This is a genomic window from Leifsonia sp. Root112D2 (genome assembly GCF_001424905.1).
Classification (GTDB): Bacteria; Actinomycetota; Actinomycetes; order Actinomycetales; family Microbacteriaceae; genus Root112D2.
On the sequence record NZ_LMCU01000001.1, the window covers coordinates 1367805 to 1379679 of the forward strand.

Here is an 11875-nt window from a genome sequence, read left to right on the forward strand (position 1 = left end):
CGGCGTCCTGTAACGTAGGCAGGTCGGCTCTTGACACCGCGAATTGTCGCGGATGGGTTTGTAAGTCAGGTGGGCCGGTTTCGTGGAAGGCGCGAGTAACGCGCCAGTGACCACGAATAATCACTGTATGTGAACGGTCCCGCGCAATGACTGCCCGGGTTCTTGCAAGTACGCGACACATCCGTCGTGGGTTCTGCCATGCAATCAAACACAACCCAGGAATACAGCTATGGCCAATTTCAAGAAGACACCAGCCAAGTCTGCCGGCGCGAAGGGTGGCCCCAAGTCGGGCAGCCGCAGCCCCGGACACCGCGGATACAAAGCCGCCGAGGCCGGCGCGCCCAAGAAGCAGCGCTGGAACGCCGACGAGCGTGCCGCGCGTGCAACCGGCGGCGCATCCGCTGACCGTCGCCCCAATTGGGAGCCGCGCGGTGCCAGCGAGCGCCCTGCCTATGGCGACCGCCCGAACCGCACCGAACGCCCCGCGTACGGTGACCGCGTCAACCGCAGTGAGCGCCCGTCGTACGGCGACCGCCCGAACCGCGTCAACCGCAGTGAGCGCCCGTCGTACGGCGATCGCCCGAACCGTGGTGAGCGCACTGAGCGTCCGTCGTACGGTGACCGCCCGAACCGCAGCACCGATCGCCCGAGCTATGGCGACCGCCCCAACCGTGGCACGGACCGCCCCAGCTACGGCGACCGCCCCCAGCGTGGCGAGCGCCCCGCGTATGGAGATCGCCCGAACCGCAGCACCGAGCGTCCCTCGTATGGTGACCGTCCAAACCGCACCGAGCGTCCCTCCTACGGCGACCGCCCGAATCGCAGCACCGATCGCCCGAGCTATGGCGACCGTCCGAACCGCAGCAGCGAGCGTCCCAGTTACGGTGATCGCCCCAACCGCACCGAGCGGCCGTCGTACGGGGATCGCCCCAACCGCGGCGACGACCGTGCCCCGCGCCGCGACTTCGGCAGCGACCGCCCGCAGCGCGCTTACGACGACCGCGCCCCGCGTACCGAGCGTTCCTCGTACGGCGATCGCCCGAACCGCAGCAGCGAGCGCCCGTCTTACGGTGACCGTCCGAACCGTGCCGAGCGCCCCGCATACAGCGACCGTGCCCCGCGTCGCGACTTCGGCAACGACCGACCGCGCACCGAGAGCCGCGACTCCAGCTTTTACCCGAACCGCGAGGACAAGCCCCGCTTCACGCCGACCGATGACGTGGTGCTCGAGCGCCTCGAGGCCGACGCGATCGAGGCATCCGATGTCGTCGGTGTGAGCTTCGCCGACCTCGGTCTTGGCGGCAACATTGTGCGCGAGCTCGCCGTTCTCGGTGCGGCCAGCCCGTTCCCGATCCAGGCCGCGACCATCCCCGATGTGCTCGCCGGCAAGGACGTGCTCGGCCGCGGCAAGACCGGTTCCGGCAAGACCATCGCCTTCGGTGCCCCGCTTGTGGAGCGGCTCATGGAGAACAACGGCGGCAAGAACCGCCGCCCGGGCCGCCTGCCGCGCGCCCTCATCCTGGCCCCGACCCGTGAGCTCGCCCTGCAGATCGACCGCACGGTGCAGCCCATCGCCCGCGCCGTCGGCCTCTTCACCACGCAGATCTACGGTGGCGTTCCGCAGCACCGCCAGGTGGGCGCGCTGCAGCGCGGCGTCGACATCGTGATTGGCACCCCCGGTCGCATCGAGGACCTCATCGAACAGGGTCGTCTCGACCTCAGCGAGGTCACCATCACGGTGCTCGACGAGGCCGACCACATGTGCGACCTGGGCTTTCTCGAGCCGGTGCAGCGCATCCTGCGTCACACCGCAGAGGGCGGCCAGAAGCTGCTGTTTTCTGCGACCCTCGACAAGGGTGTTGCCCAGCTCGTCAACGAGTTTTTGCCGAACCCGAGTGTGCATGAGGTCGCCGGTGAAGACCAGGCCTCTTCGACCATCGACCACCACGTGCTGGTCGTGGAGCACCGCGACAAGTCGCGTATCATCGAGCAGCTCGTTGACCGCGGCGGCAAGACGCTGATCTTCTCGCGCACCCGGGCCTATGCCGAGCAACTCGCCGACCAGCTGGAAGACGCCGGCGTGCGTTCCACCAGCCTGCACGGTGACCTCAACCAGTCGCGCCGCACGCGCAACCTGGCACTGCTCACCAGCGGTCGGGTCAATGTACTGGTGGCGACGGATGTTGCCGCCCGCGGCATCCACGTCGACGACATCGACCTGGTGATTCAGGCGGATGCCCCGGATGAGTACAAGACGTACCTGCACCGCGCCGGCCGCACCGGCCGCGCCGGCAAGCAAGGCACCGTCGTCACGCTCATTCCGAAGCAGCGTCGCCGTCGTATGGACGATATGCTCGGCCGCGCCGAGATCGAGGCTGCCTACGCCAACGCGATCCCCGGCGACCAGATTCTGACGGATCTGGCCTCGGTCGGCGAGGCAACGCACGACGAGGCCTAAGCCTCAGCACGACAGATGCGGGCGCTCACCTGAAGGTGGGCGCCCGTTTTCGTGGGCGAACTCCTCCTGAGGTCGGTATCCCCTGCCCCCCTGCGCATAACTCATGCAGAATTTCTCGGGGCCGTACGACTTCCGCGTCTTTTCGCGGGTCGCCATTCTGTGCCGACCACATTGCATGAGTTATGCGCAGGCGGCCAGGCGCAAATGACAGGGCGCAGGCGGCGGGACGAAACGAGAGGGCGCAGGCGGCAGGGCGCCGGCCGAAGCTGGGCAGAGCGCGGGTGGGAGTTCTGGCGGATGAGTCAGCCGCTGAGAGGACGTGAATCGACCTTCAAGCGCACGGCGAAGGTCGATTCACGTCGTCTCAGCGCCCGAAGTAGGTTGCGGACGCTAGCCGGCGGTCGGGGCGGCCGGGGCCGCTGCTGCGGCCTCGAGGGCGTCGAGTGCTGCGGCGAGCTTCGCGAGCTCGTCGGCGCTGAGACCGGCGAGCAGCTCGCCCACGAGCACCGCGCGCTGGGACCGGGCGCGTTGCACAGCCTCGGCACCGGCATCCGTCGCCTCGATAAAGAAGGAGCGGCCGTCGGCGGGGTCGGCCTGGCGGGCGACGAGCCCACGGGTCTCGAGTTCGGCGATAGCCCTGGTCGCCGACGGGGCGGCGACGATCTCGATGCGGGCGAGGTCGCCGGGCCGCAGCGGCCCCTTGCGCACGATGGTCGAGAGCGCGGAAAGCAGCCCCTGGCTCAGTCCGTCGCCGGCGGGTCGGATGCGGCGATTGATGCGCCCCACGGCGACGGCGAGCCGGCCCGCGACCTCCGTGCTGTCGAGAGGCGCCATCGCCCGGCCGGAATCAGCAGTTGACACTACACTCGACTCTCGCTTGAAACCTTCACCGTTTCGATTGAGTCTTCCATATGCATGTACTTCTTGCCGCGGCTGAACGAGGCGATTGCGCCGATGATCGACATGATCGCCGCAGCGATGAACACCACAGTCAAGCCATCGTGGAAAGGTTGCGAGATCAGTTGCGGGAAAAATTCCTTGCCCGTGAGGGTCGCGATGTCTGCGTTGGACATGTGCTTCAGGACACCGGTTGGCTCGAGCAGGCTCTGAATCGGGTTGTAGCCGAGGAACGCCGCGAAGACGCTGCCGACCGGCGGCAACTGACCGATCTGGTGCGCGATGGCCTGCGGAACGCCGTGCGCGGCGAGCCCCTTGGTGAGCGTGGCCGGCAGCGACGTCGAGAGCCCTGCGATCAGCAGCGAGAAGAAGATGCCGATCGAGAGTGAGGTGCCGGCGTTCTGCACGGTGCCAGCCATGCCCGACGCGGATCCGCGCTCGCGGGCGGGGACGCTGTTCATGATCGCGGTGCGGTTGGGAGCGCCGAACATGCCGGATCCGATGCCGCTGAGGAAGGTGATCACTGCGAACCATCCGTAGTCGAAGTTCACCGGGATGACCAGCAGCAGCACGAAGGTGGCGGCTACCAGCACAAGGCCGGCCGTGGCAAAGAAGCGTGCGCCGAAGCGGTCGGAGAGCGTGCCGGAGAGCGGCCCGGCGAACAGGAATCCGATGGTGATGGGCAGCATGTAGATGCCGGCCCAGAGCGGCGTGTCCGCATAGGAGAAACCGTGCAGCGGCAACCAGATGCCCTGCAGCCAGATGATCAGCATGAACTGTAGACCGCCACGACCGACGGATGCGAGCAGCCCGGCCAGGTTCGCCATCGCGAAGGCACGGATCTTGAACAGGCGCATGTTGAACATCGGCGACTTCGTGTGCAACTCCACGAAGACGAAGACCACCAACAGCGCCGCGCCCCCGATGATGCTGCCGAATACCCACGGGTTCGCCCACCCGGTGGCACTGTCTCCGTATGGCTGAATGCCGTAGGTGATGCCGGTGAGCATCGCCGCGAGGCCGGCCGCGAAGAGCACATTGCCCGGCCAGTCCAGCTTGCCGGGGTTGCGGCTGCCCACCTCGTGCAGCGACTTGTATGACCAGATCGTTCCGATGATGCCGACGGGAACGCTCACGAAGAAGACGGCGCGCCAGTCGATGACCGCGAGCAGGCCGCCCACGATCAGCCCGATGAAGCTGCCCGCGATAGCGGCGACCTGGTTGATGCCGAGTGCCATGCCGCGTCGGTTGGATGGGAAGGCATCCGTCAGAATCGCGGTGGAGTTGGCGAACAGCATGGCGCCGCCGACGCCCTGCACGAAGCGCCAGGCGATGAGCCACATGGCCCCGGCGCCCGCCTGCATCGGATCGAGCGCGAGCGCGATGGAGCCGACGGTGAAGACGACGAAGCCGAGGTTGTAGATTTTCACGCGGCCGTACATATCACCGAGACGCCCGAATGTCACGACGAGAACCGCGGTGACGAGCATGTAGCCCATGAGCATCCAGAGCAGATAGCTCACATTGCCGGGCTCGAGCGGGTTGAGTTTGATGCCCTTGAAGATGGCGGGCAGCGAGATGATGACGATGGAGGCATTGATGGTCGCCATCAGCATGCCGAGCGTGGTGTTGCTCAGCGCAACCCACTTGTAATGCGGATGATCATGCGTGAAAAGAGCGGGACGCCGCGCCACGGAAACTCCAGAAAATAGACGGAAGCAAACTAGTTGCTTTACGCCAACTAACTATACGCTCGTGGGCGTTGTCAGGATGAGAGCACCTGCGCCTGCGCATAATTCAGGGTGGATTCGCAACTCGTCGAGCGTGCACGGTTCCTCGCCGGCGTGCCGCGGCACCTACCCTGAATAGTGCGAGGGAGGCGAGCGGATGCCACGCGGCCAATCCTCCCTGTAAGAACCTCGGTCGGCGCTCCAAGCGGGCACGCCGATAGGCTGGGCGCTTGCCTCTCCTCCTTCTCGCCTGCATCGGTCTGGTCGCCGGTATCGGCATCACCGCGGTCGGCCCCGGCGGTGTGCTGGCCACGATCGGGTTGTTCCTGTTCACCGGGTTGTCGCCCGCGGTCGTCGCGGGCACCGCGATGGTGACCCATGTGGCGACCGGCACGGTTGGATCTCTGGCCTACCTGCGATCCGGTCACCTGCGCGAACGCCAGACCGTTCGCGTCGCCGTCATACTGCTGGTCACCGCGATCGTGGGAACGCCGATCGGTGTGCTGCTCAACTCGACCGTATCCGGTCGGGGGTTCGGGATGCTCCTGGCCGGTTTCGTGCTGATCGTCGCGATGCTGGTCTGGTATCGACAGAGGCACACGGCCGACGACGGGCTGCACCCGCGGCATCCGACACCGGCGTTGATTGCGATAGGACTCGTGGTGGCGGTCGCCAGCGGAATGTTCGGCGTCGGCGGCCCGCTGCTCACGGTGCCGTTGCTCGTGGCCATCGGCACCCCGATCCTGCCCGCGCTCGCCGCCGCACAGGCGCAATCGATCGTCATCTCGATTGTGGGCAGCGTCGGCTACCTCAGCATCGGTGCGATCGACTGGCAGCTGGCGCTTGTCGTCGGTGTGCCGGAACTGTGCGGAGTGCTCATCGGATGGAAGGTGGCCCGCGCGGTGCCCGCCCGTTACCTCAGGTGGGCGATGATTTTCATCCTGATCGCTGTCGCACCCGTTCTCGCGTTCAAGCCCTGAGGATTACGCGGGTGGGGGCACCTCGACGACGTGGATGTTGACGCCGGCGGCGGCGATCTTGTCCAGTTCAGCGTGGTCGGCGCTCGAATCGGTGATGAGCTCGTGGATCTCGGAGAGGTCGGCCACCTTGGCCAGGGTCAGTCGGCCGATCTTGGAGCCATCGGCCACGACTATCACGCGCTGGGCGTGCGTGACCATGGCGTAGTTGGTGCGGGCCTCCGTCTCGTCGAAGGTGGTGGCACCGGTGAGCGCGCTCACGCCATCCGTGCCCAGAATTGCGGTGCCCACGTTGATGGCGTTGAAGGTGTTCTCGGCGAGCGGGCCGACCAACTCGAAGGAGTTCGAGCGAATGAGCCCGCCCGTCATCATCACGCGCAGATTGGGGCGCGAGGCGAACTCCATCGCGGTCGTGAGCGAGTTGGTGATGATCGTGAGCTCCGAGCGATTGGCCAGCGCCTTCGCCACCTCCGCCGTCGTGGAGCCGCCGCTGAGCGCAATCGCGTAGCGGCCGCTCGGAATCAGCTGCGCCGCCTTGCGCGCGATGAGCTGTTTCGCCTCGCGATACTGCGAGTCCTTGAGCCGCACGGGTAACTCCGACTGGTCGCCGCGCACGCGTGCCCCGCCGTGGGTTCGGGTGAGTAGCCCCTGCTCCTCAAGGTCCGCGAGGTCGCGACGGATGGTTGCAGCCGAGGCGAGCAAGGCATCCGACAGCTCACCGAGTCGCACCTCACCGCTCTCGCTGAGCAGCGACAGGATGGCGATCATGCGCTCGGATCGCTTCGAGGATGCCGCCCTCGGCCCGGTCGCGCTCACTCCGATTGCAGACACATCAGCTCCCTCACTGCTACTCGGAACGTTAACATCTCCCATGCCACCATGCGCTGGGATCCGATCAACCGATCATACATTTTGATCATTTCATCCACTATCGCTTGTTTTGTTGCACGAATCGCTCATTCGCATCGATGATCTGTGTATGACAACAGTGACCTTCATCGGTGCAGGCAGCGTCGTTTTCACCCGCCAGCTCGTCGCCGATCTCCTCGGATTCCCCGAACTGGCCGATATTTCGTTGCGGCTCTTCGATATCAACAGCGAGCGTCTCGCCGTGGCAGAGGGAACCGCTCATCACGTGAATGATCGGCTCGGCGCACGCGCGCAGATCAGCGCGACGCTGGACCGCGCAGAGGCGCTGAGCGGTGCCGACTTCGTGGTGAACATGATGCAGGTGGGCGGCATCGACGCCACCCGCAAAGACCTGGAGATCCCCGCCCGCTACGGCCTCAAGCAGACGATCGGCGACACCACCGGAATCGGCGGCGTGTTTCGCGCCCTGCGCACCTTTCCCGCGCTCAGCGAGCTGACCGCCGACATGCGGCGGCTGTGCCCGGATGCCTGGCTGCTCAACTACACGAATCCGATGGCGATGAACATCTGGTGGGCATCCGTCGTCGCCCCCGAGATCAAGGCCGTCGGGTTGTGTCACAGCGTCTACTGGACCGTCAACGACCTGTGCGAACTCGTCGGCGTTCCGGTCGAAGAAGCGCACTATCGCGCGGCCGGGGTGAATCACCAGTCGTGGCTGCTCGAATGGCAGCACGAGGGCCGCGATCTGTACCCGCTGCTGCGTGAGCGCATCGAGGCCGAGCCCGAATTGCGTCGCCGGGTGCGCGTGGAGATGTACCGCCGACTCGGTTACTACCCCACCGAGACGAGCGAGCACTCCTCGGAATACCTGTCGTGGTTCCTGCGCTCAGAGGAGCAGATCGAGAAATTCCGGCTGCAGCCGCTGGAGTACATCGGCATCAGCGAAGAGAACGTGGCCGAGTTCGAGCTGGCTAAGCGCTCGCTCGCCGACGGCACGCCGCTCACGCTCGAAGAGGGCGCCGCCGAGTACGCGCCGCAGGTCATCCACTCCATGGTGACCGGTACCGAGCGCGTCATCCACGCCAACGTGGTCAACACCGGCCTCATTGACAACCTGCCGTCGGATGCCGTGGTCGAGGTGCCCGCTACGGTCGACTCTGCGGGGCTGCGGCCCCACGCGGTTGGCGCGTTGCCAGTGCAACTCGCTGCGCTCAACCAGCCATATGTCTCAGTGGGGCGGCTTGCTGTCGAGGCCGCCAGAACCGGTGACCCGAAGCTCATCCGCCAGGCGGTTCTCATGGACCCGAACGCGAGCTCCACGCTCACCCCCGAGCAGATCTGGGATGTCTGCAACGACCTCGTGACGGCGCACGGCGAGCTGCTTCCCGAGCCGCTGCGCGAGCTCATCCCCTCTTCCGCCCTGTAATTCCGCAGGGAAGCGCTCAGTTTCGCTGAGCACTATCGACGATTTTCTTGTCACTTGAACAGTCCTCGATGCACTATTGCTCACATATCGACGGCGCAGAGGCGCCCCGTCAGCCCCAGAAAGTGGAGATCAATGATGACTCGTTTCACCGCAGGCCCCCGTGCCATACGCCGTTGGGGCGTCGGTATTCTCGCCATCGCCCTCGGCGCAGCATCGCTCACCGCATGCTCCGGCCAGCAGGGCACAAGCACACTTGACACCAAGGCCAAGGTGCAGCTCGAGGTGTGGTCGGGCCAGACCGATGCGGCCGAGAAGATTCTGGAGTCTCTCGCCAAGGAGTTCGAGAAGGACCACCCCAACGTGACCATCAACATGTCGCCGGGTGCCTCTTCGACCGATCAGCTGCTGCAGAAGCTGTCTGCCGGTTTCGCCGGCAACCAGTACCCGGACATCTCGTACGCGTTCGGTTCGTGGGCCGGCCAGCTGGAGGCATCCGGTCGCACGCTCGATATCTCCGAGCAGGTGAAGAAGTCGGATGTGAAGTGGAACGAGTTCACCGCGGCGGCTCGCGGCACCGCCCAGCCGACGGGCAAGAAGGTCATCGGCTTTCCCGCGGTGGTCGACAACATCGGCCTGCTGTACAACAAGACCCTGTTCGACAAGGCAGGCCTCGCGTACCCGACGAATGACTGGACCTGGGACGACTTTCGTGCCGCGGCCAAGAAGCTGACCGACCCGGCCAACCACATCTACGGCTACGGATACTCGGTCTCCGGCAGCGAGGAGACCACCTGGCAGTTCTGGCCTCACCTCTGGCAGAATGGCGGCTCGATCATCTCCAAAGACCAGAAGAAGGCGGAGTTCGCCTCGACTGCCGGTGATGACGCGCTGTCGTTCCTGCGCTCGATGGCGGTCGACGACAAGAGCGTCTACCTCGACCAGACCGATGAGAAGTTCGGCCAGCTGTTCGTCAGCAACCGCATCGGCATGATCACCTCAGGGCCGTGGGAACTCTCCGACCTGAAGACCGGCGGCACGAAGTACGGCGTCGTGCAGCTTCCCGGCACCAACGGCGACCACCAGACCGTCTCGGGGCCCGACATCTGGGCGCTGTTCGACCACAAGGACGCGAACCGCTCGTACTGGTCGTACCAGTTCGCCGAATGGCTCACCTCGTCGGCGCAGGACGCGCGATTCAACGTGGCCATCGGCAACCTGCCGCTGCGCACCTCGGAGAACTCCTCCGACGCCGTCGCCAAGCAGACGGCGCAGTACCCGGGCTACGACGTGTTCGTGAAGAACTCAGACAATGTCAAGCAGGCCCGGCCTACCTCGAAGGGTTACGCCGCACTGTCGGTGGCGATAGGGAAGGCGATCTCCGCGGTGCTGCAGGGTCAGGGTGAGCCGAAGGCCTCGCTCGAGAAGGCCGCGCAGACGGCCGACGCCCAACTGAGTAAGTAGGCGGGGCATCGGCAGAACCGACATGAATGACACCATCACCGACAGCGCGCCGCGCCCGGCCACACCGGATGCCTCCAGCAAACGCCGACTGCGGCGCGCGGCCGCCCGCAAGTCGGCATTCACGGGCTGGGGCTTCGTCGCCCCGGCAACGATCATCATTCTCGGCCTGTCGATCTTCCCCGCCGTCTGGGCGTTCCTGCTCTCCCTGCAGAGCTGGGACGGCTTCAGCGAGGCCACCTTCGTGGGCGGCGAGAACTACGCCCAACTGATTACGGATGCCGACTTCGGCAACGCCGTGCTCAACACGGTCGGGTACACGGTGCTGTTCGTGCCGGCATCCGTTCTGGCGGGGCTGTTCCTGGCCGTCGCGCTCAACCGCCGCATTCGCCTGATCAGTTTCTACCGCACCGCCATCTTTGTGCCGTTCGTCGCCTCGGCGGCCTCCACGGGCATCCTCTCGACCTATCTCTTCAGCCCACAGTTCGGGCTGGTGAACAACGTGCTGCGGGTGCTGCACCTGCCGCAGCAGGGCTGGCTCGACGACCCGCACCAGGCCATGCTGGTCATTGCGATCATGTCGCTGTGGGGCTCGGCCGCCTTCACGACGGTGATCTATCTGGCGGCCTTGCAGGATGTTCCTGCCGAGCTCATCGAGGCCGCCCGCATCGACGGGGCGAGCCCGTGGCAGGCGTTCTGGCGGGTGATCTGGCCGCAGCTGGCGCCGGTGACCGTGTTCGTCACCATCTGGCAGACGATCGAGGCCGTACAGCTGTTCGACCTCGTGTACACGACGACCCGCGGAGGCCCCCTGGGTGCGACGCAGACCATCGTCTACTTTCTCTACGAGAAGGCGTTTCACACCCTGCAGTTCGGCTACGGGTCGGCAGCGGCGTACGTGCTCTTCGCGGCCACGCTGCTCATCACCATCGGCGTCGTCGTCTACTCGCGACGCAAGGGCTTGGAGGCTTTCTGATGAGCACCGACGTTCTCTCCCAGGTGGTCACGTCATCCGAGCAGGTGGCCAGTCGGTCGGCACCGCCGCGTCGCCGCAAGCGCGGCCTGAGCGGATGGCACTTCGTGCTGCTGCCGATAGCAGTGCTGTTTCTCATTCCGTTCGTGCAGATGACGCTCGCGTCGTTCTCGCCGGCGAAGGAATTGGTCGCGTTCCCGCCGCCCTTCATCCCCTCGCATCTGACGATCGACGGCTACGTCAAGCTTTTCACCCAGACCGACATTCTGCTCTGGCTCGGCAACACGGTGATCGTGTCGCTGACCGCCATCGTGTCGAACATCGTGCTGTGCTCGCTGGCCGGCTACGGTTTCGCGCGCCTGAAGTTCGCTGGGCGTAATTTCGGCTTTCTCATGATTCTTGCCACGATCATGATCCCGACCCAGCTGCTGATGATTCCGACGTACATCCTGTTCTCCAAGCTGGGACTGCTGAACGGACTCGGCGCCGCGATAGTGCCCTGGCTGGCCACGGCGTTCGGCATCTTCCTGATGCGCCAGTTCTTTCTCGCCCTGCCCGCCGAGCTCGAGGAGGCCGGTGCGATAGACGGATGCAACCGGTGGCAGATCTTCTTCAGGATCGTGCTGCCGCTGGCCCGCCCGGCACTCGCCACCCTGGCGATCTTCACGCTGCTCGGGGCCTGGAACGACCTGGTCTGGCCGCTCATCGCCATCAACAATCAGCAGGCATTCACCCTGCAGCTCGGCATCGCGAACTTCCAGGGCACGCACCAGACCGACTGGAGCCTCATCATGGCGGGCAACGTGGTGGCCACCCTGCCGCTCATCCTCTTCTTCCTCTTCGCGCAGAAGCAGTTCATCGCGACCATGACGTTCTCGGGCCTGAAGGGCTGACGCACGCCGCCTCAGCGGGGAAGCGGCTGGGGCTGGCGGATGCGTGCGGCGCAACACGAGTAGCCACCAACTTAAGAGCAGGTGACATTTCGGCGGCGGGGGTTGGCAGGCTCAAAGCGCGCGAATAGGCTCGGCTGCGTGTCGCCCCCGACTGGGTGGCACCCGAATGGGGGTCGCAATGGCGCGCCTTCGC

At 65.5% G+C, this 11875-nt stretch carries 9 protein-coding genes; 6 read left to right on the forward strand and 3 right to left on the reverse strand.

The annotated features are described in order from the left end of the window. The first annotated feature begins 229 nt into the window (after window positions 1-229). Window positions 230-2458, forward strand: coding sequence for a DEAD/DEAH box helicase (locus ASC63_RS06355; protein ID WP_055810907.1), 2229 nt, complete (start codon window positions 230-232; stop codon window positions 2456-2458). 390 nt (window positions 2459-2848) lie between these two features. Here the strand turns inward: ASC63_RS06355 and ASC63_RS06360 are convergent, their stop codons facing one another. Beyond that, window positions 2849-3319: a MarR family transcriptional regulator gene (locus ASC63_RS06360; protein WP_235491936.1), complete on the reverse strand. Its 471-nt coding sequence runs from the start codon at window positions 3317-3319 to the stop codon at window positions 2849-2851. Beyond that, window positions 3319-5049 (reverse strand): MFS transporter, encoded by a 1731-nt coding sequence (locus ASC63_RS06365; protein WP_055810909.1) that lies wholly within the window; start codon window positions 5047-5049, stop codon window positions 3319-3321. Before ASC63_RS06365 ends, ASC63_RS06360 begins: the two co-directional genes overlap by 1 nt. 266 nt (window positions 5050-5315) lie before the next feature. Between ASC63_RS06365 and ASC63_RS06370 the strand changes: the two genes are divergently transcribed. After that, window positions 5316-6065 (forward strand): sulfite exporter TauE/SafE family protein, encoded by a 750-nt coding sequence (locus ASC63_RS06370; RefSeq protein ID WP_055810911.1) that lies wholly within the window; start codon window positions 5316-5318, stop codon window positions 6063-6065. Between the two features lie 3 nt (window positions 6066-6068). Here the strand turns inward: ASC63_RS06370 and ASC63_RS06375 are convergent, their stop codons facing one another. Continuing rightward, a complete protein-coding gene (locus tag ASC63_RS06375; protein WP_235491938.1) occupies window positions 6069-6893 on the reverse strand; it encodes a DeoR/GlpR family DNA-binding transcription regulator in 825 nt (274 codons plus the stop codon). Window positions 6894-7041: 148 nt separating this feature from the next. Here ASC63_RS06375 and ASC63_RS06380 point away from each other — a divergent pair, with 148 nt between their 5' ends. From ASC63_RS06380 to ASC63_RS06395, 4 genes are all read left to right on the forward strand, one after another. Next, window positions 7042-8358 (forward strand): alpha-glucosidase/alpha-galactosidase, encoded by a 1317-nt coding sequence (locus ASC63_RS06380; RefSeq protein ID WP_055815054.1) that lies wholly within the window; start codon window positions 7042-7044, stop codon window positions 8356-8358. A gap of 135 nt (window positions 8359-8493) precedes the next feature. Then, window positions 8494-9819, forward strand: coding sequence for an ABC transporter substrate-binding protein (locus ASC63_RS06385; protein WP_055815056.1), 1326 nt, complete (start codon window positions 8494-8496; stop codon window positions 9817-9819). A 22-nt stretch (window positions 9820-9841) separates the two neighbouring features. Beyond that, window positions 9842-10792 (forward strand): carbohydrate ABC transporter permease, encoded by a 951-nt coding sequence (locus ASC63_RS06390; protein WP_055810913.1) that lies wholly within the window; start codon window positions 9842-9844, stop codon window positions 10790-10792. Beyond that, window positions 10792-11682, forward strand: coding sequence for a carbohydrate ABC transporter permease (locus tag ASC63_RS06395; RefSeq protein WP_055810915.1), 891 nt, complete (start codon window positions 10792-10794; stop codon window positions 11680-11682). The genes ASC63_RS06390 and ASC63_RS06395 overlap by 1 nt, the downstream gene beginning before the upstream one ends. The last annotated feature ends 193 nt before the right edge of the window (window positions 11683-11875 follow it).